Consider the following 20,933-nt stretch of genomic DNA (forward strand, 5'->3'; position numbering starts at 1 on the left):
TTCCGTCACGCACCGTATATGCTCTGCTGACCGATTGCCGTGTCGCTCCGTGGCTCGCCGGGTATCGCCGCGCCTGATCGCCACGCACAGTAAGGTCAACCGGGTGAGCGCCACCGGCGAGCACGACCAGCCGCAGTCGCGTACGAAGAGGTGACCGGAGTGACCACCCCAGGCAAGACCCGCGTGGCGATCGTCTTCGGCGGCCGCAGCCCGGAGCACGGCATCTCCTGCGTCAGTGCCGGCAGTGTGTTCGGCGCTCTCGACCCGGACGAGTACGAGGTGGTGCCGGTCGGCATCACCCGCGCCGGCCAGTGGGTGCTGACCAGTGGCGATCCCGCCCAGCTCGCCATCGACGCCCGCCAGCTCCCGGAGATCACCGCCGATTCCGGCGCGGACATCGTGCTGCGCGCCGACCCCACCGGCAACGGGCTGATGGTCCTCGACCCGACCGAAGGCCCTCGCGCGCTGGCCGACGTGGACGTGGTCTTCCCCGTCCTGCACGGCACGTACGGCGAGGACGGCACCATCCAGGGCATGCTCGAGATGGCCGGCATCCCCTACGTGGGGGCGAACGTCTTCGCCTCCGCGGCGGCGATGGACAAGGAGTTCACCAAGAAGCTCTGCGCGATCGAGGGCATCCCGGTCGGCCCGTACGCGGTGCTGCGCAACGGGATGACGCTCAGCGAGCAGGACAAGAAGCGGCTCGGCCTGCCGGTCTTCGTGAAGCCGTCCCGCGCCGGGTCCTCGTTCGGCATCACGCGGGTCACCGACTGGGCGCAACTGGACGAGGCGGTCGCCACCGCCCGGCAGTTCGATCCCAAGGTCATCATCGAGGCCGCGATCGTCGGCCGCGAGATCGAGTGCGGTGTGCTGGAGGGCGAGGCCGGTGGCACCCCCGAGGCGTCCGTGCTGGCCGAGGTGCGTGTCGTGACCGGTCACGACTTCTACGACTTCGAGGCCAAGTACCTCGACGACTCCTGCGAGTACGACATCCCGGCCGGCCTGCCCGACAAGGTGACCCGCCAGGTGCAGGAGTACGCGATCCGCGCGTTCACCGCGCTGGACTGCGCCGGCCTGGCCCGGGCCGACTTCTTCGTCACCCCCGAGCTGGACGTCTACCTCAACGAGATCAACACGATGCCCGGGTTCACTCCGACGTCGATGTTCCCCCGGATGTGGGCGGCCTCCGGCCTGGAGTACCCCAAGCTGGTCAACCGGCTGATCCGTACCGCCCAGCGGCGCGGCGTCGGCCTGCACTGAACCGACGCGTCCGCGACGCGTGGCCCGCCGCACGGGCCACGCGTCGGCGCGTTCAGCCCTTGCAGCCGGCGGGGACGGCCCCGCCCGAGGGCACCGACGCCACGATCGCGCTGGAGATCGGGGCGGCCCACTGCAACGGCTGCGGGTAGGAGCGCGGGATGCTGACCGTCACCGGCGTCTCCCGGTCGACGGTGGTGAGCACCGTCGCGTCGGTCCCCTCGACGGGGTGCCAGCAGACCCGGTTGACCATCCAGACCTCGTCGGTGGCCGGAACGGTCGCCTCGGCGCCTCCGCAGGCCACGGTCAGCGCGGGGTCGCCGTACGCGGCGTTCTGCTCCGGGCCGGCCGTCACCGGACGCTGGGTCAGGTCACGGATGGTCTGCGGGAGCTGGGAGAGCAGCGCCCGGCACACCGTGGCCGGGCGGTCGGCCAGTGCCGGCGCGGGCATCTCGACCGGCGCGCTGGACTGCGTCCGCGCGGTGCTCGCCGACGGGCTCGGCGCTGCGGCCGGCGTGTCCGGGGCGAGTTTGGTGAAGGCCAGCACGGCCACCAGCAGCGTGACGGGCAGGGCGATCACCGTGGCGAGCAGGGCCGCTCCGCGGACGGTCCGGTCCCGGCCGGCCGGCGCGTCGGCGGCCGGATCGGCGTCCGCGCGGGTACCGTCAGCCGGCTCGGGCGACGTGTCCGCCGGCTTCCGCTCGCCGTCGTCGTCCCGCACCGCCGAGGGGGTCGTCATCTCGTCCACTTACAGCCGCACCACCGAACACGTGAGGGTGCGGGTGATGCCGGGCACCATCTGCACCTTGCTGACGATGAGTTTCCCGAGCTCGTCGACGGTGTTCGCCTCGGTGAGGACGACCACGTCGTACGGCCCGGTGACGGCGTCGACGCGTACCACGCCGGCGATGTCCGCGATGAGACCCGCCACGTCCCGTGCGCGGCCGACCTCGGTCTGGATGAGGATGTACGCCTGTACCACGACTCGACCTCCGTCCGTCGCCGCCCGGAGGCGGCCCGAAGGGTGAAACTACCTTACGGACCAGGTCTGATCCCTATCGGTGGTCAAGGAGCAGCGGTGAGCGAGCGCGGCGGTGCCGGGCAGAACGGGTCGAACGCCGGCAGTGCCGCCAGCGTGGCCGGGATCGGCGAGTTCGGGCTGATCGGGCGGGTCACCGCTCGCCTGTCGATGGGCCCGACGACGGTGCTCGGGCCCGGTGACGACGCCGCGGTGGTCGCCGCGCCGGACGGCCGGGTGGTCGCCTGCACGGACGTACTCGTCGACGGGCGGCACTTCCGGCGGGACTGGGGTTCGGCGCGCGACGTCGGCCACCGGGCTGCCGCGGCCAACCTGGCCGACGTCGCGGCGATGGGCGCCGTCCCGACCGCCCTGCTGGTCGCCCTGTGCATGCCCGCCGACCTGGAGACGAGCTGGGCGGAGGAGCTGGCCGACGGGTTGGCCGCGGAGGCCGCCACGGTCGGCGCGAGCGTGGTGGGCGGGGACATGTCGTCGAGCCCCACCCTGACCATCGCGGTCACCGCGCTGGGCGACCTCGGCGGCCGGGCGCCCGTGGTGCGCTCCGGCGCCCGTCCCGGCGACGTGCTGGCCCTGGCCGGTCGTATCGGGCACGCGGCGGCCGGGCTGACCGTGCTCAGCCGGGGCTTCCGCACTCCTCGGCTGCTGGTCGAGGCGTACCGCCGGCCGCAGGTTCCCTACCCGGCCGGTCCGCAGGCCGCCCAGCTCGGCGCGACCTCGATGATCGACGTCTCGGACGGGCTCCTCGCCGATCTGGGGCACGTGTCGCGGGCCAGCGGTGTGGCGATCGACGTGCGCCGCGACGCCTTCGAGGTGCCCCGGCAGATGGCCGACGCCGCGCAGGCGCTCGGCGTCGACCCGTACACCTGGATCCTGGCGGGTGGCGAGGACCACGCGCTGGCCGCGACCTTTCCCCCGACGGTGGCGTTGCCGCCGCAGTGGCGTCCCATCGGCACGGTGACGGACGGTGTCGGGGTGACGGTCGACGGCGGCGTCTACGAAGGCCCCCGGGGCTGGGACCACTTCCGTTGAGGCCACTCGGCGGCCGTACTCTGGACACCGTGAGTGAGATCGAGATCCGGCTGGTGCGGTTCGACGCGCCGGTGGCGCAGCAGTTGATCAAGGCAACCCTGGCCGACCTGGCCACCCGGTACGGAGGCACCGGCGACGAGACCCCGGTGGCGGCGACCGAGTTCGAGCCGCCGGACGGCGCGTTCCTCGTCGCCTACCTGGCCGGTGAGCCGGTCGGCTGCGGCGGCTGGCGCAGCCACGGAACGGACACCGCCGAGCTGAAGCGGATGTACACGGCCCCGGCGGCCCGGGGGCGCGGCGTGGCCCGCACGGTCCTCGCCGCCGTCGAGCGCTCGGCCCGGGAGCACGGCCGCAAGCGGATGGTCCTGGAGTGCGGGGACAAACAGCCCGAGGCGATCGCCATGTACGCGTCCGCCGGTTATGACCGGATCCCCAACTTCGGCTTCTACAAGGACGCGGAGGGCTGCGTCTCCTTCGGCCGCACGCTCTGAGCGACGAGCGTCACGCCGGCTGCGGACACGACAGAGCCGGCGGGCCGAAAGGCCCGCCGGCTGAGCCGAACGAGAAGAGTTGGTGCCGCCGCGTCAGGCGCGGGTGACCTTGCCGGCCTTGATGCACGAGGTGCAGACCTGCAGCTTCTTGGTGTTGCCACCACCGGCCGGGGTGCGCACCGACTGGATGTTCGGGTTCCAGCGGCGGTTGGTCTTCTTCTTGGACCAGGGCACGTTGTGGCCGAAGCCCGGTCCCTTGCCACAGACGTCGCACACGCTAGCCACGGGATACTCCTGGGATTGAAACGTTCATGAGGTCGCCGGCAGGTGCTGCCCGGGCAACCGCGTCAGCCTACCCGATGCCCCGCCGAGGTGACCAACCGCCCTGACCGGGGGGTTGGCTCCGGCGGCCACTGTACCTGGCAGGCGGAGCCCGCCCGGTCGGGCCGGCAGGGCGGGCCCGTCAGACGCCGTCAACCGGACACGCCGGACGAGTCCGACGCGTGTCGGTGCGCGCCAGTAGGCTTCTGCCCGTGCTGGACACCCTCGACGCCGCCACGGTCCGCCGCTGGTGCGCGAGCGGCCTGGTCGCGCTCAAGCGCAACCAGGGCGAGATCGACCAGCTCAACGTCTACCCGGTGCCCGACGGCGACACCGGCACCAATCTGGTGCTCACCCTCACGTCGGCGCAGCAGGCCCTGTCGATGGACCTGGACACCCTTCCCGACAGCGGCTCGACCGCCCACGGGCACGCGCTGCGACTGATGGCGCAGGGCGCGCTGCTGGGCGCGCGGGGCAACTCCGGGGTCATCCTCTCGCAGATCCTGCGCGGGTTCGCCGACGCGGTCGTCGCCGTGCCGGCGGTACGGGGGCGGGCCCTGGCCGTCGCGCTGCGGGCGGCGACCACCGCCGCGTACACCGCGGTCGGTCGTCCCGTCGAAGGCACCCTGCTGACCGTCGTCGCCGCCGCGGCCACGGGAGCCGAGCGGGCGGCCAGCGACGACCTCGCGGTGGTGGCCCGGGACGCGGCGCGGGCGGCGGCCGAGGCCCTGGCCCGTACGCCCGAGCAACTGCCGGCCCTGGCCCGCGCGGGCGTCGTCGACGCCGGCGGGCGAGGGCTCTGCGTCCTGCTCGACGCCCTGGTCGAAGTCCTCACGGGGGAGAGCGCAACCCCGCCCGCGCCGCCGCCGCGCACCGCCCGTCCGGCGGCCGCCGTCGCGCGCGAGACCGGTTCCGAGGAGTACGCCTACGAGGTGCAGTACCTGCTCGACGCGCGTCCCGATGCGGTGGCCGAGCTGCGCCGCACCCTGGCCGCGCTGGGCGACTCGCTGGTCGTCGTCGGTGACGGGCGCGAGCCGGACGGCACCTGGACCGTGCACGTGCACGTCAACGACGTGGGCGCGGCGGTCGAGGCCGGGATCGCCGCCGGCCGCCCGTACCGGATCTCGGTGACCCGCTTCGCCGACCAGCCGGAGCCGTCCGGCGGCCCGACCGAGGACGGTCGTGCCGCCGTGGTGGTGGCCACCGGCGCCGGGATCGCCGCGCTGTTCGCCGCCGAGGGCGCGACGGTGGTGCCCGGCAACCCGTCCACGGGTGAACTGCTGGCCGCGGTGCGCAGCACGGGGGCGACCCGGGTGGTCGTCCTGCCGAACGATCCCAACACCGAGGCGGTCGCCAGCGCGGCGGCCCGCGAGGCGCACCGGCACGGTGTCAAGGTGAGCGTGGTGCCCACCCGTTCCCCGGTGCAGGCGCTCGCGGCCCTCGCGGTCCGCGACGGCACCCGCCGGTTCGAGGACGACGTGATCGCGATGGCCGAGGCGGCCGGCGCCTGCCGCTACGCCGAGGTCTGCCACGCCAGCCGCGAGGCGCTCACGGTCGCCGGCCCCTGCCGTCCCGGTGACGTGCTGGCGCTGGTCGAGGGGGAGGTGCACCTGATCGGCACCGACCTCACCGACACCTGCGCCGCCGTGGTCGACCGGATGCTCGGCGGTGGCGGGGAACTGGTCACCCTGCTCGCCGGGGTGGACGCCCCCGACGGGCTCACCGATGCCGTCCGCGCGCACGTCGCGCGACGCTGGCCGTTCGTCGAGGTGCAGGCGTACCCGGGCGGTCAGCCGTTCTATCCGCTCCTGGTGGGGGTCGAATGAGTGAGCCGGCCACGGTGGACACGCCCCTGAAGAAGCTCGTCGGCGACAAGACGGCCAAGGCGCTCGCCGCCCAGCTCGATCTGCACACGGCGGGTGACCTGATCTACCACTTCCCGCGCCGCTACGACGAGCGCGGCGAGCACACCGACATCCGTTCGCTGGACGTCGGCGAGCAGGTCACCGTGCTGGCCCAGGTGCAGCGCACCGCCGTACGGCCGATGCGCCAACGTCGGGGCAACCTGCTCGAGGTGACCGTCGGCGACGGCTCCGGCGGTGTGCTGACGCTGACGTTCTTCGGCAACCAGGCGTGGCGCGAACGCGAGCTGCGGCCCGGCCGGTGGGGGCTGTTCGCCGGCAAGGTCACCGAGTTCCGGGGCAAACGGCAGCTCAACGGCCCGGAGTACGTCCTGCTCGGCGAGGGGGGCGAGGGCGAGGCGGCGGTCAACGACGAGATCGAGGAGTTCGCGGGCGCGCTGATCCCCGTGTACCCGGCCGCCGCCGCCGTACCGACCTGGGTCATCGCCCGCTGCGTACGGGTCGTCCTGGACACGTTCACCCCGCCGGACGACCCGCTGCCGGCCGCCGTCCGGGCCAGCCGCAACCTCGTCGACCTGGGCCCGGCGCTGCGGGAGATCCACCGGCCGTCCACGAAGGAGGCCCTGCACCGGGCGCGACGGCGGCTCAAGTGGGACGAGGCGTTCGCCGTCCAGTTGACGCTGGTGCAGCGCAAGCACCGGGCCGCCGACTGGCCGGCCCGGCCCCGCCCGCCGCGCGCCGGTGGGCTGCTGGACGCGTTCGACGCCCGTCTGCCGTACGAGCTGACCGCCGGCCAGCGCGAGGTGGGCGCGGAGATCGCCGAGGACCTGGCCGCCGCGCACCCGATGCACCGCCTGCTGCAGGGCGAGGTGGGCTCGGGCAAGACGGTGGTGGCCCTGCGGGCCATGTTGCAGGTGGTCGACGCGGGCGGGCAGGCCGCGCTGCTGGCACCCACCGAGGTACTGGCCGCGCAGCACCACCGCGGCATGCTCGACCTGCTCGGGCCGCTGGGCCGGGCCGGCGAGCTGGACTCCGCCGAGCACGCCACCCGGGTCGAGCTGGTGACCGGCTCGCTGGGCGCGGCGGCCCGCCGACGAGCGCTCGGCGAGGTGGCCAGCGGCGCCGCCGGGATCGTGCTGGGCACCCACGCGCTGCTCTACGAGGGTGTCGATTTCGCCGACCTGGGTCTCGTGGTGGTCGACGAGCAGCACCGCTTCGGCGTGGAGCAGCGGGACGCGCTGCGCGCCAAGGCCGACCAGCCGCCGCACACGCTGGTGATGACGGCGACGCCGATCCCGCGCACGGTGGCCATGACCGTCTACGGCGACCTGGAGGTGTCGACCCTCTCGCAGTTGCCCCGGGGCCGGTCGCCGATCGCCTCGCACGTGGTCCCGGCCGCCGAGAAGCCGGCCTTTTTGGACCGGGCGTGGCGTCGGCTGCGCGAGGAGGTGGCATCCGGTCACCAGGCGTACGTGGTGTGCCCGCGGATCGGCGACGGCCCGACGTCGGACGACGAGCCGCCGCCCGAGGACGACAACGGCCGGCGGCCTCCGCTGGCGGTGACCGAGGTGGCGCCGCTGCTGGCCGAGGGGCCGCTGCACGGGCTGCGGATCGGGGTGCTGCACGGCCGCCTGCCGGCCGACGAGAAGGACGCGGTGATGCGTACCTTCGCCGCCGGTGACCTGGACGTGCTGGTGGCGACCACGGTGATCGAGGTCGGTGTGGACGTGCCCAACGCCACCGTGATGATCGTGCTGGACGCCGACCGCTTCGGCGTCTCGCAACTGCACCAGCTCCGGGGCCGGGTCGGCCGGGGTGCCGCCGCCGGGCTCTGCCTGCTGGTCAGCGAGGCCGCCGAGGGCTCGTCGGCGCGGGAGCGTCTGGACGCGGTGGCCTCCACCAGCGACGGCTTCAAGCTCGCCGAACTGGATCTGGAGCAGCGCCGCGAGGGCGACGTGCTCGGGGCTACCCAGTCCGGTCACCGCTCGCACCTGCGGCTGCTGTCCCTGCGCCGCGACGCCGACCTGATCCGCGACGCCCGCGTCGAGGCCATCACCCTGATCGAGGACGATCCGGAGCTGACCCGCAACCCGGCGCTGGCCGCATCGGTGGCGGCGCTGGTCGACGAGGACCGCGCGGAGTACCTGGAGAAGGGCTGACCTCATCGCGGCTGCTCGCGGCGGTGCTGGCTTGGCGTGGCGCTGATCCACTCGGGTTTCCGGAAGGCGTGGTGTCCTGGCGGGTTGACCGCCCGGTTTCCGGAAAGCCGAGTCGATCATGCCGGGCTGCGAGCGCGCCGGGTCCTCCGGCGCCGGGCACCGACGCGCCGAGGGCGCGCCGACCGGATGGTCGACGCGCCCTCGGGCTTCAGCGCAGGTCAGCTCAGGCGGTGAAGGTCACCCGACGCCGACGGGCGATGACGAAGAGCACCGCGCCCGCGATCAGCAGGGCGATCGCGCCGGCGGCGATGCCGCCCGCCGCCGCACCGGTGACCGGGAGGCCCGGCTCGTCCTCGCCGCCGCCACCGCCACCGCCACAGTTGCCCTCCGGGGTGTAGATGGCTTCGAGCTCCAGGTCCATGTCCGGCAGGGCGACGATCGCCGTCTTGTCCTTGCCAGCCTTGAAGGTCACCGTCTCCGACGCGCCGGCCGCGACCGTACGGGTCTCGGTCTTGTCGCCGTAGGTGAAGGTGGTCTTCACCGGCAGGCCACCCTCGGGGTTGGTGACGGTGAGGGCGAACTCCTTGCAGTCGGCCTTGGTGGTGACGGCCGGCAGCGGGCAGTCCTCGGGGCGCGTCCAGGAGTACGTGCCGTTCTCGATGACCTTGCCGTCGACCAGGACCTCGATCTTGCCGGCGTCGGCGGCGGGCACCACGATGCTGGTGTCGGCCTTGCCCGGGGCGACGGAGACCTTCTTGGTGAAGCCGTTCTCGCCCTTGACCTCGAACTCGACGGCGTACTTGCTGATCTTTCCGTCGTTGCTCAGCGACACGGCGACCGAACCGTCGCAGTTGGACGCGAAGGTCGAGGCCGGGGTGACGCAGCTCTTGCTGCCGCCGTTGTACCAGCCCTGCGGGCCCTTGGACCGGTTGCCCGGAGCGCCCGGCGAGCCGAGCTTCTTGTTGTCGTAGCGCTTGCCGCCGTCGACGATCTCATCGATGACCTGGTCCTTGTCGCCCCAGATGAGGTCGACCTGGGTGTGGCAGTCCGGGATCTCGACGTTCAGCGTGATCTCGGTCTGCGTGCCACCGATCCAGTCGCTGTCCGGCGTGCCGTAGACGTACTGCGGGGTGGCGAACTGCGGCCGGGGCGCGAAGTACGACACCAGCGTGAAGTACTGCTTGCCGTCACCGCAGAGCGGCAGGTCACCGTCGAGCTTGACGGTGGCGGTGCCCTTCGGACCGTCGAACGTGTGGCTGTACTTGGCCTTGTCGAGCTCGACGCACTTCGGGGCCGGGGTGCAGGACCTGTCCGCGGCGAGGTTGATGTCACCGTCGGCAGTGTGATTCGCCGTGACCTTCCCCTCCTTGATCCACTCCGCGTACACCTGAAGGTGGGCCTTGGTGGTGTTGCCGGGCACGCGCTGAGTGGCCAGCTTGTAGGAGGCCATGGGGACGATCAGCCCCTGCAGCGGCTGCGCCTCCTTCACCCCCTCGACCAGCGAGGTCACCGGGGTGCCAGGGTCGGTGGTCACCTTCTGGATGGTCGCGTCCTTGTTGGCTTCGCTGTTCACCACCTTCCACGTGATCACACGCTCGCCGGTGAGCCGGTCACACTCGGCGGTGGCGCTGATCGTGGTGTGGTGTGCGCTGGCTGGGGCGGCCACCGCGACGACCCCGGTGAGGCCGACGATGGCGGCTCCCAGGATGGCCAGCGGTCGCCGGAGCGACAGCTTGGGACGGATCACGGGTACTCCTGGAGTGCTGAAGCGTCAGGGGTGTGGCACGGGAGCGACAGTGGACGGTCACCGCACGTCCGATCGGAGAGGCGCCCTCCCGAGCCGTGGGCCGGCGGGTTGTCGCCGGCACCCGGCAGACCCTAGCGATATCGCCCGTCGTGATACAGCGCTCAGGATTTGCTAAGACTGATGTTATGAACTTGAGATCATTGATATACGAGAAGTGATCACATGGTTGGCGGGGCGGTACCGACCGTGTCGACGGGCTGGTCCAGCCGGTCGCGTAGCGTCGTGGTCATGAGCAGGAGGAGACGGTGACCCGGATCGTGGCCGGGACGCTCGGGGGTCGGCGGATCGCCGCACCGCCCGGGGCCGGCACCCGACCCACGTCCGACCGGGTCCGGGAGGCGCTGTTCAGTGCCGTCGAATCCGAGGTCGACCTCGACGGCGCGCGCTTCGCCGACCTGTACGCCGGTTCCGGCGCGGTCGGGCTGGAGGCGCTGTCCCGGGGTGCCGGGCACGTCCTCCTGGTGGAATCCGACCCGCGGGCGGCTCGGGTGATCCGGGAGAACGTGGCGACCCTGCGGGCCGGCGCCGCCGTACGCCTGGTGGTTGGCAAGGTGGCGACGGTGCTGGCCGCCGGTCCGGACGGTGGCGGTTACGACGTGGTCTTCGCCGACCCGCCCTACGCCGTGCCGGACGCGGAGATCACCGCGCTGCTGACGACGCTCGTCGAGGGCGGCTGGCTGGCGCCCGACGCCCTCGTGGTGGTGGAGCGGTCGCGCCGGACCAGGGACTTCGAGTGGGTGGAGGGGATCACCCCGGAGCGCAGTCGCCGGTACGGCGAGACCACCCTTTGGTACGGTCGCCGATCATGAGACGTGCGGTCTGTCCCGGCTCGTTCGACCCGGTCACCAACGGACACCTCGACATCATCGGCCGCGCGAGTCGGCTGTTCGACGAGGTGATCGTCGGCGTTCTGGTCAACCAGTCGAAGAGCGGCCTGTTCACCGTCGACGAGCGGATCGAGATGCTCCGCGAGGTGACCTCCTCGTACGGCAACGTGCGGGTCGAGTCGTTCCGCGGGTTGCTCGTCGACTTCTGCCGGGCGCAGCAGGCGAGCGTCCTGATCAAGGGGCTGCGGGCGGTCAGCGACTTCGACTACGAGTTGCAGATGGCCCAGATGAACATCGGGCTGGCCGGCGTCGAGACGCTCTTCATGCCGACCAATCCGCTCTACTCGTTCCTCTCCTCCAGCCTCGTCAAGGACGTGGCCAAGTGGGGCGGCGACATCTCGGCGCACGTCCCAGACCCGGTCCGCGAGGCCCTCCAGGCCCGCCTGCGCCCCTGACCCCCCCCGCACCCCAGGCCACCCCACCTCCCCGCGATCTTGCACTTTCTGTCGACGTATTGCTCCTTTCATGGCGGTTTGTCGCGACAGAAACTGCAAGATCGGCGAGGGGGAGGCGGGGCAGGGAGGCGAGGGGACGGCGAGGGGGAGCCGGGAGTGACGGGGTCGCGACTCGCCGGGTTGGGGTGGTGGGGGATCGTGTGGGGCGGGCACGCCATGATGAGCACAGCGGGGAACCGGCCGTAACCCGCATCATGGAGGTCGGCCGACGAACGACAGGAGTGAGGTACCGGTGGACCCGCTCGATCGCATCGACGAACTGATCGCCATGGTGGAGCAGGCGCGCTCCGTCCCGATGTCGCGGAACAACTGCATGGTCGACCGGGGCGAGATGATCGCCGCCCTGGACGAGATGCGCGCGGACCTCCCCGCCGACCTGCGCCGCGCCGCCGCGCTCCTGGAGGAACGTGACAAGATCATGGACGCGGGCAAGCGCGAGGCGGACCGGATCATCAGCGAGGGTGAGGCAGAACACGCCCGCCTCGTGTCGGTGAACGAGATCACCGTGTCGGCCGAGCACGAGGGCGCCCGGATCATCGCCGAGGCCCGCGCCGAGGCGCAGCGCCTTCGTGAGGAGGTCGACGACTACGTCGACACGGCGCTGGCCAACTTCGAGCAGTTCCTCACCCGGGCCCTCGCCTCGATAGAGCGTGGCCGCGACAAGATGCACGCGCTGCGGGAGATCGGCACCTTCGGTGGGGATGAGGCCGAACGCCCGCTACCCTTCTGAGCGGCACCTCACCAGCCGACATTCGCGGGAGGGCGTCGCCCCCGGTTCGACGGTCCGGGGGTCGCCCAGGTAACCTTTTTTGTCGGCCTCTCACCGGCCGGAGTCTTACTATGCCCAAGCACTCGCCATCGACACTCGACCCCAGGTCGCCGCTGGTCCTCGACACGAGAGACCTGCCGCGCCGCCCTGGTGCGTTGCGTGAGGTCCAGCGGGTCGTGCCGGCACCGGTGGACCTCGGTGTGGAGTTGATCGGCGTGCCGGAGGGCGCGGACCTCGACCTCGACCTGAGGTTGCAGTCGGTGTCCGAGGGCGTGCTCGTCTCGGGGACCATCACCGGTCCCGTCCGGGGCGAGTGCGGGCGCTGCCTGCGCGAGATCAACGAATCGATGGCCGTGACGATCCAGGAGCTGTACGCGTACGAGAACAGCACCACGGACGCCACGACCGACGAGGACGAGGTGGGCCGGATGCAGGGCGATCTGATCGACCTGGAGCCGGCGCTGCGGGACGCGTTGGTGCTCACGCTGCCGACCAACCCGCTCTGCCGGGAGGACTGCCCAGGACTGTGCCCCGACTGCGGGGCGCACTGGGACGATCTGCCGGCCGACCACAGTCACCAGCAGATCGACCCGCGTTGGGCGGGCCTGTCGCAACTGACCCGTACAGAGGAGTAAGAACCGTGGCCGTCCCCAAGCGCAAGATGTCGCGCAGCAACACCCGGTCCCGCCGGGCGAACTGGAAGGCGACCGTGGTCGCGACCGTCGCGTGCCCGCAGTGCAAGTCCCCGAAGCTGCCGCACGCCGCCTGCTCCGTCTGCGGCACCTACAACGGCCGCCAGGTTCTCGAGGTCTGACCTGGACGCCGAGTGACGCCCCCGACCCCGGGTCGGGCGGCGCGCGCACCCTGGCATTCGCCCGGTGCCCCGGCTCCCTCCGACACCGGCCGGCCCAACCCGGCCGGTGTTCCGGTGGAGCCGGGCACCGCGCGGATCGCCGTTGACCTCCTCGGCGGGGACGACGCTCCCGCCGTCGTGGTTGACGGCGCTCTGCGGGCCATGCGCGCCGACCCCGATCTGCACCTGCTGCTCGTCGGCCCGACCGAAGTCGCCGACGCGCTGATCGCTGCCCTCGCCCCGGCCGAACGAAGCCGCATCACGGTCCGGCCGGTCCGCGCCGCCGTCGGCATGGCCGACCATCCCAGCGCCGCCCGCTCGGAAAGCACCGTCCGGGCCGCCGTCACCGCCGTCCGCGACGGCACCGCCGACGCACTCGTCTCCGCCGGCGCGACCGGCGCCACGGTCACGGCCGCCGTGCTCGGACTCGGGCGTTGGTCGGAGATCCGCCAACCCGCCCTGGTCGCCACCCTGCCCGCGGTCGCCGGGCCGGTGATCCTGCTCGACGTGGGCGGCTCCCTGGAACCCCGCCCCGCCACCCTCGCCCGGCACGCCGTGCTCGGCGCCGCGTACGCCGCGGTGGCCCACTCGATCGCCGCGCCGCGGGTCGGCCTGCTCTCGGTGGGCACCGAGGCCGGCAAGGGCGATCGGGTACGCCGGGCCACCGACCCCCTGCTCGCCGTCGAACCGCTGCCCGCCGGGGCACGCTACGTCGGCCTGGTCGAGGGGTACGACGTGGCCGTCGGCGCGCGTGCCGACGTGGTCGTCACCGACGGCTTCACCGGTAACGTGCTGCTCAAGGCCATCGAGGGCGCGTACGCCATGGCCGGCGGTCCACCCGCCGAGGGTGGCGCGCCCCGCGCGGCGGCCCTGCTGGGCGTCGCGGGGACCGTCGTCGTCTGTCACGGCTCCGCCCGCGCCGCCGACGTGGCCTCCGGCATCGCCCTCGCCGCCCACCTGTGGCGACGGCGTGCCACCGATCTGGTCTCCGCGTTGCTCGACGGCGACGCCGGGACGGACCGCACCGACCGCTCCACCGACACCGAGGTACGCACATCATGAGCAATGACAAGCGGCGGCGGGCGTCCGTCGGTCACCTGGAAGCCGCGTTCGGCGTCAGCCTGGAACCGGACCTGCTGCAACGCGCGTTGACCCACCGCTCGTACGCGTACGAGAACGGCGGCCTGCCGACGAACGAGCGACTGGAGTTCCTCGGCGACTCGGTGCTCGGCGTCGTGATCACCACCGCCCTGTTCCACAACCACCCGGACCTGCCCGAGGGGCAGCTGGCGAAGCTCCGGGCGAGCGTGGTCAACATGCGGGCGCTCGCCGACGTGGCCCGTGGCCTCGGCCCGGACGGCCTCGGGGCGTACCTGCTGCTCGGCAAGGGCGAGGAGACCACCGGTGGCCGGGACAAGGCGAGCATCCTCGCCGACACCCTGGAGGCGCTGCTCGGCGCGATCTACCTCCAGTACGGGCTGGACACCGCCGGGATCGTGATCCACCGCCTCTTCGACCCGCTGATGGCCGAGTCGGCCGGCCGGGGCGCCGCCCTGGACTGGAAGACCAGCCTGCAGGAGTTGACCGCCGCGCTCGGCCTCGGCGTGCCCGAGTACCGGATCGAGGGCACCGGGCCGGACCATCTCAAGACGTTCACGGCCTGGGTCGTGGTGGCCGGCAACCGGTACGGCGGCGCGGAGGGGCGCAGCAAGAAGGAGGCCGAGCAGCGCGCCGCCGAGGCGGCCTGGCGGATGCTCTCCGACCAGCACGAGCAGGCCGACCAGAACACCACGGCCGACCGGGGTGACTCGGCCGACCAGAACACGACGGCCGACCAGGGCGACGCGGCCGGGCCGCTGGAGCGCGCCGAGCAGGCGGCCCAGGCCGAGGTGGCCGACCACCTGGCGCAGGTCATGCCGGCCGACGTGGCGCAGGAGCAGGGGTCCCGTCGTGCCTGAGCTGCCCGAGGTGGAGACCGTCCGGCAGGGGCTGGCCCAGTGGGTCACCGGCCGGCGGATCGCCTCGGTCGAGGTCCGGCACCCGCGTGCCGTCCGGCGGCACGTACCCGGTGGCGCGCACTTCGCCGACGTGCTCGCCGGCCGGACGATCCTGGACGTCCGGCGGCGCGGCAAGTACCTGTGGCTCCCGCTGGACAGCGGCGACGCGGTGGTCGGGCACCTCGGCATGTCCGGCCAGTTGCTGCTCCAGCCGCCCGGCACCCCCGACGAGACCCACCTGCGGGTCCGGTTCCGGTTCGACGACGACGGGCCCGAGCTGCGCTTCGTCGACCAGCGCACGTTCGGTGGGCTCGCGGTGAGCGAGGGCGGCGCCGACCTGCCAGCCGAGATCGCGCACATCGCTCGTGACCCGATGGACCCGGAGTTCTCCGATGCGGCGTTCGTCGCTGCGCTGCGCCGCCGGCGGACCGAGGTGAAGCGGGCCCTGCTCGACCAGACGCTGATCTCCGGCGTGGGCAACATCTACGCTGACGAGGCGCTCTGGCGCGCGCGGTTGCACGGCGCCCGTCCCACCGACGCGCTCACCGGCCCGGCCGCCCAGCGCCTGCTCGGCCACGTCCGTGACGTGCTCGCCGAGGCCACCAAGGAGGGCGGCACCAGCTTCGACGCCCTCTACGTCAACGTCAACGGCGAGAGTGGGTACTTCGACCGCGCGCTGAACGCGTACGGCCGCGAGGGCGAGCCGTGTCGGCGCTGCGGTACGCCGATCCGGCGCGAGTCCTTCATGAACCGGTCCTCGTACAGCTGCCCGCGTTGCCAGCCCCGGCCTCGGGGTGCCCTTCGGGGATGACCCGGAGTCGGCTCCGGGGCGGCACCGGCGGGTCGCGGTCGGACGCTCCGGGCAGTTCCCCGGCGTACGTCCGAATCGCGGGTTGATGCCCGCCCGGCGGACCCACCGCCCCCGGTCGGACGACTCCGGGGTGGGCCGGGGCCGTTCCCCGATGTGACCGCCTCGTCACGCCCCTAACGTCAGCACGGTCGGCAGGGGGTCGACGTGACAGGGGGGCACTGATGGGCAGCAGACCGGTGACGGTGCGGATGGCGCGGTGGAGCGCCGAGCATCCGTGGCGGGCGATCGCGTTGTGGGTCGTGTTCGTGGCGGTGTGCTTCGTCGGGGGCAACGCCGCCGGTCTCAACGAGGCCACCAGTGGCGACCAGGCGATCGGCGAGGCCGGACGGGCCAGCCTCATCGTGGACGGAGGGGCCTTCGACGACCCGGCCGTGGAGAACGTCCTCATCACCTCCCGGGGCGGCGCCCTGGATCCCGCCGCGGCGAAGGCGGCCGCCGACGATGCCGCCGCCCGGCTGCGTACGGTCACCGGGGTTGCCGAGATCGGCCCGCCGGTCACCGCGCGCGACGGGTCGGCGCTGTTGCTGCCCATCACGATGTCCGGTGACCCGGAGACGGCGTCCGACCGGGTGCAGCCGTTGCGGGACGCCACCGCCGGGGTGCAGAGCGCGCACCCCCAGGTCCGCGTCGAGCAGGTTGGCGGGCCGTCGATCGGTCAGGCGCTCGACGACACCCTCGGCAAGGACTTCGAGCGGGCCGAGCTGCTGAGCCTGCCGGTGACCCTGGCCATCCTGATCATCGCGTTCGGCGCGTTGATCGCGGCCAGCGTGCCGGTGCTGCTGGCGCTCTCCTCGGTCGCCGCGGCGATGGGTCTGTCCACGCTCGCCTCGCACCTGGTGCCGGCCACCGACACCACGTCACCGGTGATCCTGCTGATCGGCATGGCGGTGGGGGTCGACTACTCGCTGTTCTACATCCGCCGGGAGCGGGAGGAACGCGCCAAGGGCCGCTCCGGCCTGGACGCCGTGGAGATCGCCGCGGAGACCTCCGGGCACGCCGTGGTGGTCTCCGGGGTCGCGGTGATCATTGCGATGGCCGGGCTGTTCCTCGCCGGTGACGTGGTCTTCTCGTCCCTGGCCGTGGGTTCGATCCTGGTGGTGGCGGTCGCGGTGACCGGCTCGCTGACCGTGCTGCCCGCCCTGCTGGCCCGGCTGGGCCGCTGGGTCGACCGTCCCCGGGTGCCGCTGCTGTGGCGCCTCACCGCGCCGCGCACGGGACGGCACGGCGAGGCGCGTACCCCCCGGCTCTGGCCGGCGGTGCTGCGGCCCGCGCTGCGGGCGCCGGTGGCGACGCTCGTCATCTCGGTCGGCCTGCTGCTCGCGTTGGCCGCGCCGGCGCTCGGCATGAAGCTGAAGTTCCCCGGCATGGAGGACCTGCCGCGCACGACACCGGCCATGCAGGCGTACGACCGGCTCACCGCCGCCTTCCCGAGCACCGGCACCAATCACGTGGTGGCCGTCCGCGCGCCGGCCGACCAGGCCGACCGGGTGGGCGCGGCCCTCACCGACCTGGCCGCCCGCGCCTCCGCCGATCCGCTGTTCGCCCCCACCGAGGCGGATGGCCCGAAGATCAAGGTGTCGGCCGACCGGCGGGTGTCGGTGCTGGATGTCGCCACCCCGTACGCCAGCCGCGACGACCGGTCGGTGAAGTCGCTGGAGAAGCTGCGCACCGACCTGGTGCCGGCCGAGCTGCGGGGCATCCCCGGCATCGAGTACGCGGTGGGCGGGGGCGTGGCCGACAGCGAGGACTACGCGGCGCACGTCCGCGAGAAGCTGCCGCTGGTGATGGGCTTCGTGCTGGTGCTCACGTTCCTCGTCATGACGCTCACCTTCCGCTCGGTCGTGGTGGCGGCCAGCTCGATCGTGCTGAACCTGCTCTCGGCCGGCGCCGCGTACGGGCTGCTGGTGCTGGTCTTTCAGGGTGACTGGGCGGAGGGCCTGCTCGGCTTCACGTCGATGGGGGCGATCGTCTCCTGGCTGCCGCTGTTCCTGTTCGTGGTGCTGTTCGGCCTCTCGATGGACTACCACGTGTTCGTGGTGAGCCGGATCCGCGAGGGGGTCCGGGCCGGCATGTCCAACCGCGACGCGGTGTCGTACGGCATCACGTCGTCGGCCGGGGTGGTGACCAGTGCGGCGATCGTGATGGTCGGGGTGTTCTCGATCTTCGCCACGCTGAGCACGATCGACATGAAGCAGCTCGGCATCGGTCTGGCGGCGGCGATCCTGCTGGACGCCACGATCATCCGGGGCGTGGTGCTGCCGGCCCTCATGACCATGCTCGGTGACGCGAACTGGTGGGCGCCGCGGTTCCTGCGCCGACGCCCGACGCCCGCTCCCACCGATCCGCCGACGCCCGCCCCGGAGCTGGTGCCCGTCTCCTGAGCAGCCGACCGCATTGCGTGCCGGGCCGCGAACAGCGGCCCGGCACGGCCGTCCAGGAAACGCCGGGACGCCGGGCGGTCACGGCAGCGGGCAGGGCTCCCGCCAGGCGTCCAACTCCCGGTCCTTGCGGATCGACGCGAAGCCGTAGCCGACCGTGGTGACGCAGAAGTCGTCGGTCGTGCCGACGTACTCGACGTGGAAGACCGGTTTGCCGGCGTCCGCGAACGGCAGCAGCTTGGCGCACTGGTCCAGGCGGACGCACTCCTCGTTGACCACGAAGTCGAAGTCCGGTGCCAGGGCCGCGAGCTGCGGCACGTCGTTGACCAGCCCGGGGGAGAGTTCCAGTGACCGGGCCAGGCGGGACAGCCGGCGGTTGAACAGCAGTTGGTCGTCGAAGCCCAGGGGGAAGCCGCTGCGGTGCGCGTACCCGTCGGCGTCGGCCAGCGCCACCGCGCCGAAGCCCTTGCCCCGGCACAGCCGGAACCGGTCGGCCAGCACCGGCTCCAGCGCGTCCCAGGCCCGTACGTCCAGCCACCGGCTGCCGGGCTGTCGACCGGGAGCGCCGAGCACGACGGCGGGCAGCCGGCTGGCGTCCGGGTCGGTCGGGCGCACCGAGCCGACCGCCACCTGGCAGATCAACCGTCGGTCCCGTGCGCGCAGCTCGGCCGTCTGCGCCGCCGTGGTCGCCACCGGGTCGAGGAGGAAGACGTCCGCCTCGACCGTCTCGTCGAGCGGGCCGTCGAGTTGCCACTGCCACTGCCAGTGGCGGGACTGGGCGGCCGGCCACGGGGTGGGCGCGCCGGGCGGGGTCAGCTCGCGCCGGCAGCCGTACACCGGCACCACCAGGACGAGCGCGACGCCGGCCGACACGATCCGGCGCAGCGCGCGTGCGGCGCGACGTCGCCGTGGCCGGATCCGCATCGGCAGCTCCCGGGTCCCGGGCGGCCCGTCGCCGCCCCCACCGGCACGCCGCCGTTACCCCGGCGTGCCCACCCGGGTCAACGAGCGCGGGGGCACGGACGACGCGCGGTCAGCGCGGCGCCGCGAAGACCTGCGTCCAGTACGGCCCGTTGCTGCTGGCGATGCCGACGCCGATCTCGGTGAACGCGCAGTTCAGGATGTTGGCGCGGTGCCCGGAGCTGTTCATCCAGGCGTCCATCACGGCGGCCGGCGTCTTCTGGTTCCACGCCACGTTCTCGCCGTAGGTGCGCCACGCGTAGCCGACGCGGTCCAGCCGGACGCCGGTGTCGCTGCCGTCGCTGCCGGTGTGCGACATCTTGCTGTGGTCGGCCTGGTCCTGGCTGTGCCGCTGCGCGGCGGTCATCAACTTGTCGTCGATGCTCAGCGCCTTGCAGCCGGCCTTGGCCCGCTCCGCGTTGACCAGGTCCACCACCTCGCGGGCCTGCGCGCTGACGCTGCCGCTGGCACTGCTGGCCGTGCTGGGGGCCTTGCTGCGTTCGACACTGCGGCGCGACGTGGCGGTGGTCCGTGACGCGGCCGGGGTGGGCTTGGCGACCCTGCTCGGCGACGGGCTGGGCCGGGCCGGGCTGGGCGAGCTGGTCGGGGAGGGGGCAGCCGTCTCCTGCTCGGTGGGGACCGCGGGCGCGGCGGCGACGGTGTCGTCGACGGCGGTCGGCTCGTCGGCCGGGCCGTTGCCGCCGGGCATCGCGAGCGCGCCGACGCCGACGCTGACCACGAGGGTGGCCGCCGCAGCCGCGCCGCCGATCATGAGCGGGCGACGCCAGTTCCGCGGGGAGCGGTGCCGGCCGGTGCCGGTCCGCCCGTCGGCGGCGGTCTCCGCCGCGTTCCTGCCTCCGGTGGTGTACGCGTCGGTCTCGGCGCGCCACCCGTCCGTGACCTCTGTCGGCCGCGTGTCGGCGTTCGGTTCGTCGCCCCACTCCTGGCCCGGCCGGCCTGTGGTCGACGCGTCCACCGGGGCGGGTTGCCAGCGGGGAGAGGGCTCGGCGCGGTGCCACTCGTCGCCGGGCTGGTCGGGGTCGTCCCCGAACAGGTACGCCGAGCGGGGCTCCGGGCGGTCTCTCAGCCAGTCCGGCTCGTCGGTCGGCCGCTCGGCGCGCCGGGAGGCGCCGTTCGGGTCCATCGGGTCGGTCCAGCCGTACACGCCTCTGCCTCCACGGGGTCGGTTGTTGGCCCGGGTGACGCTACGACTCGCCCGCGACCTGCGGCAACGTGGCTAAGGAAGAGTTAAGAGCAAGTCGGACGCCAAGGCGGTGACTTCCGGGAATACGGGCGTACAGTAAAGGCGTCCGGACAGAGCGTGTCCGTGCCTTGCGGCAGCCCCCCGACAAGTGGACAGGTCGACGTGGAGATGATCTACGGCCTGCGAGAACTTGACGAAGGAGGGGTTTGCGGCTCAATATATAGGTGTCGCCAGTCGCGCCCGGTCATGCCCAGATACAACTGGAATGACAGCCGCGTACTTAATGGGCGCGCGCTTGGCCGGCCTTTCCGGCAGCGCATATCAAGGAGTCAGCATGGCGAAGGCCCTCTACGGCCACGTAGGTGCAGCGCCCGACCGGCGTCTGCTCGACGAGGTCACCCGACTGCGTGCCAGGGTTCAGGCACTGGAGTTCGAGATCACGCGTCTGCGTGCCGACAATGATCGGCTCGCGGCGGCTGCGGCGGAAGCGGACGACCTGCTCCGTCTCGCCGAGCCGGCGCTGACCTGATCTTCGGGTCGGAAAACTGAATCGCAGCACCACCGCAAAAATGCGCGCCGACACCCGTGTGCCGG

21 protein-coding genes are annotated in these 20,933 nt (G+C 72.6%); 15 read left to right on the plus strand and 6 right to left on the minus strand.

Translation table 11 applies throughout. The features are described 5' to 3' along the window. Window positions 1–159 precede the first annotated feature (159 nt). Window positions 160–1,260 carry a D-alanine--D-alanine ligase family protein gene (locus ACQPZK_RS06595; RefSeq protein WP_433537437.1) on the plus strand — a complete coding sequence of 367 codons (1,101 nt, stop codon included), beginning with the start codon at window positions 160–162 and terminating at the stop codon, window positions 1,258–1,260. Window positions 1,261–1,312: 52 nt separating this feature from the next. On the opposite strand, the gene ACQPZK_RS06600 is transcribed toward ACQPZK_RS06595, so the two are convergent. Further along, a complete protein-coding gene (locus tag ACQPZK_RS06600; RefSeq protein ID WP_433537438.1) occupies window positions 1,313–1,996 on the minus strand; it encodes a DUF3515 family protein in 684 nt (227 codons plus the stop codon). Between the two features lie 9 nt (window positions 1,997–2,005). Next, window positions 2,006–2,239 (minus strand): Lrp/AsnC ligand binding domain-containing protein, encoded by a 234-nt coding sequence (locus ACQPZK_RS06605; protein WP_007456453.1) that lies wholly within the window; start codon window positions 2,237–2,239, stop codon window positions 2,006–2,008. A gap of 153 nt (window positions 2,240–2,392) precedes the next feature. Between ACQPZK_RS06605 and ACQPZK_RS06610 the strand changes: the two genes are divergently transcribed. After that, window positions 2,393–3,325, plus strand: coding sequence for a thiamine-phosphate kinase (locus ACQPZK_RS06610; RefSeq protein ID WP_433539126.1), 933 nt, complete (start codon window positions 2,393–2,395; stop codon window positions 3,323–3,325). A 29-nt stretch (window positions 3,326–3,354) separates the two neighbouring features. Then, entirely contained in the window at window positions 3,355–3,816 is a 462-nt protein-coding gene (locus ACQPZK_RS06615) for a GNAT family N-acetyltransferase (protein WP_433537439.1), read from the plus strand. Between the two features lie 93 nt (window positions 3,817–3,909). Here the strand turns inward: ACQPZK_RS06615 and rpmB are convergent, their stop codons facing one another. Continuing rightward, window positions 3,910–4,101 (minus strand): 50S ribosomal protein L28, encoded by a 192-nt coding sequence (gene rpmB, locus ACQPZK_RS06620; RefSeq protein WP_091671657.1) that lies wholly within the window; start codon window positions 4,099–4,101, stop codon window positions 3,910–3,912. A gap of 248 nt (window positions 4,102–4,349) precedes the next feature. Here rpmB and ACQPZK_RS06625 point away from each other — a divergent pair, with 248 nt between their 5' ends. Further along, window positions 4,350–5,963 carry a DAK2 domain-containing protein gene (locus ACQPZK_RS06625; RefSeq protein ID WP_433537440.1) on the plus strand — a complete coding sequence of 538 codons (1,614 nt, stop codon included), beginning with the start codon at window positions 4,350–4,352 and terminating at the stop codon, window positions 5,961–5,963. After that, window positions 5,960–8,158 (plus strand): ATP-dependent DNA helicase RecG, encoded by a 2,199-nt coding sequence (gene recG, locus ACQPZK_RS06630; RefSeq protein WP_433537441.1) that lies wholly within the window; start codon window positions 5,960–5,962, stop codon window positions 8,156–8,158. Before ACQPZK_RS06625 ends, recG begins: the two co-directional genes overlap by 4 nt. A 223-nt stretch (window positions 8,159–8,381) precedes the next feature. On the opposite strand, the gene ACQPZK_RS06635 is transcribed toward recG, so the two are convergent. Then, window positions 8,382–9,905 (minus strand): cell wall anchor protein, encoded by a 1,524-nt coding sequence (locus tag ACQPZK_RS06635; protein WP_433537442.1) that lies wholly within the window; start codon window positions 9,903–9,905, stop codon window positions 8,382–8,384. Window positions 9,906–10,210: 305 nt separating this feature from the next. Between ACQPZK_RS06635 and rsmD the strand changes: the two genes are divergently transcribed. The 9 genes from rsmD to ACQPZK_RS06680 all read left to right on the plus strand — a co-directional run bounded on the left by rsmD (window position 10,211) and on the right by ACQPZK_RS06680 (window position 18,178). After that, window positions 10,211–10,774, plus strand: a complete 564-nt coding sequence (gene rsmD, locus ACQPZK_RS06640; RefSeq protein WP_433537443.1) for a 16S rRNA (guanine(966)-N(2))-methyltransferase RsmD — start codon at window positions 10,211–10,213, stop codon at window positions 10,772–10,774. After that, window positions 10,771–11,247 (plus strand): pantetheine-phosphate adenylyltransferase, encoded by a 477-nt coding sequence (coaD, locus tag ACQPZK_RS06645; protein WP_433537444.1) that lies wholly within the window; start codon window positions 10,771–10,773, stop codon window positions 11,245–11,247. Before rsmD ends, coaD begins: the two co-directional genes overlap by 4 nt. 292 nt (window positions 11,248–11,539) lie before the next feature. Beyond that, entirely contained in the window at window positions 11,540–12,037 is a 498-nt protein-coding gene (locus ACQPZK_RS06650; RefSeq protein WP_234590503.1) for a hypothetical protein, read from the plus strand. A gap of 110 nt (window positions 12,038–12,147) precedes the next feature. After that, window positions 12,148–12,711 (plus strand): YceD family protein, encoded by a 564-nt coding sequence (locus ACQPZK_RS06655; RefSeq protein ID WP_433537445.1) that lies wholly within the window; start codon window positions 12,148–12,150, stop codon window positions 12,709–12,711. A gap of 5 nt (window positions 12,712–12,716) precedes the next feature. Beyond that, complete coding sequence (rpmF, locus tag ACQPZK_RS06660; RefSeq protein ID WP_030335284.1) at window positions 12,717–12,890, plus strand: 50S ribosomal protein L32; 174 nt, start codon at window positions 12,717–12,719, stop codon at window positions 12,888–12,890. 114 nt (window positions 12,891–13,004) lie between these two features. Then, on the plus strand, window positions 13,005–13,991 hold the full coding sequence (locus tag ACQPZK_RS06665; protein ID WP_433537446.1) for a phosphate acyltransferase PlsX: 987 nt from the start codon (window positions 13,005–13,007) through the stop codon (window positions 13,989–13,991). Beyond that, on the plus strand, window positions 13,988–14,887 hold the full coding sequence (rnc, locus tag ACQPZK_RS06670; RefSeq protein ID WP_433537447.1) for a ribonuclease III: 900 nt from the start codon (window positions 13,988–13,990) through the stop codon (window positions 14,885–14,887). The genes ACQPZK_RS06665 and rnc overlap by 4 nt, the downstream gene beginning before the upstream one ends. Continuing rightward, entirely contained in the window at window positions 14,880–15,737 is an 858-nt protein-coding gene (gene mutM / locus ACQPZK_RS06675; RefSeq protein ID WP_433537448.1) for a bifunctional DNA-formamidopyrimidine glycosylase/DNA-(apurinic or apyrimidinic site) lyase, read from the plus strand. Before rnc ends, mutM begins: the two co-directional genes overlap by 8 nt. A 221-nt stretch (window positions 15,738–15,958) precedes the next feature. Beyond that, complete coding sequence (locus ACQPZK_RS06680; RefSeq protein ID WP_433537449.1) at window positions 15,959–18,178, plus strand: MMPL family transporter; 2,220 nt, start codon at window positions 15,959–15,961, stop codon at window positions 18,176–18,178. A 78-nt stretch (window positions 18,179–18,256) separates the two neighbouring features. On the opposite strand, the gene ACQPZK_RS06685 is transcribed toward ACQPZK_RS06680, so the two are convergent. Continuing rightward, window positions 18,257–19,099 carry an endo alpha-1,4 polygalactosaminidase gene (locus ACQPZK_RS06685; protein ID WP_433537450.1) on the minus strand — a complete coding sequence of 281 codons (843 nt, stop codon included), beginning with the start codon at window positions 19,097–19,099 and terminating at the stop codon, window positions 18,257–18,259. 109 nt (window positions 19,100–19,208) lie between these two features. Continuing rightward, window positions 19,209–20,300, minus strand: a complete 1,092-nt coding sequence (locus ACQPZK_RS06690; RefSeq protein ID WP_433537451.1) for a CAP domain-containing protein — start codon at window positions 20,298–20,300, stop codon at window positions 19,209–19,211. A gap of 373 nt (window positions 20,301–20,673) precedes the next feature. On the opposite strand from ACQPZK_RS06690, the gene ACQPZK_RS06695 reads away from it, so the two are divergent. Further along, window positions 20,674–20,868, plus strand: coding sequence for a hypothetical protein (locus ACQPZK_RS06695; RefSeq protein WP_007456482.1), 195 nt, complete (start codon window positions 20,674–20,676; stop codon window positions 20,866–20,868). Window positions 20,869–20,933 lie beyond the last annotated feature (65 nt).

It is taken from the genome of Micromonospora sp. CA-249363 (genome assembly GCF_050950185.1).
Classification (GTDB): Bacteria; Actinomycetota; Actinomycetes; order Mycobacteriales; family Micromonosporaceae; genus Micromonospora.

What these genes read in the sequence shown, in the direction of transcription:
- coaD (WP_433537444.1), top strand. Translation starts at nt 10,771, where the DNA reads ATGAGACGTGCGGTCTGTCCCGGCTCGTTCGACCCGGTCACCAACGGA.
- ACQPZK_RS06655 (WP_433537445.1), top strand. Translation starts at nt 12,148, where the DNA reads ATGCCCAAGCACTCGCCATCGACACTCGACCCCAGGTCGCCGCTGGTC.
- recG (WP_433537441.1), top strand. Translation starts at nt 5,960, where the DNA reads ATGAGTGAGCCGGCCACGGTGGACACGCCCCTGAAGAAGCTCGTCGGC.
- rnc (WP_433537447.1), top strand. Translation starts at nt 13,988, where the DNA reads ATGAGCAATGACAAGCGGCGGCGGGCGTCCGTCGGTCACCTGGAAGCC.
- ACQPZK_RS06600 (WP_433537438.1), bottom strand. Translation starts at nt 1,996, where the DNA reads ATGACGACCCCCTCGGCGGTGCGGGACGACGACGGCGAGCGGAAGCCG.
- ACQPZK_RS06680 (WP_433537449.1), top strand. Translation starts at nt 15,959, where the DNA reads ATGGGCAGCAGACCGGTGACGGTGCGGATGGCGCGGTGGAGCGCCGAG.
- ACQPZK_RS06695 (WP_007456482.1), top strand. Translation starts at nt 20,674, where the DNA reads ATGGCGAAGGCCCTCTACGGCCACGTAGGTGCAGCGCCCGACCGGCGT.
- ACQPZK_RS06685 (WP_433537450.1), bottom strand. Translation starts at nt 19,099, where the DNA reads ATGCGGATCCGGCCACGGCGACGTCGCGCCGCACGCGCGCTGCGCCGG.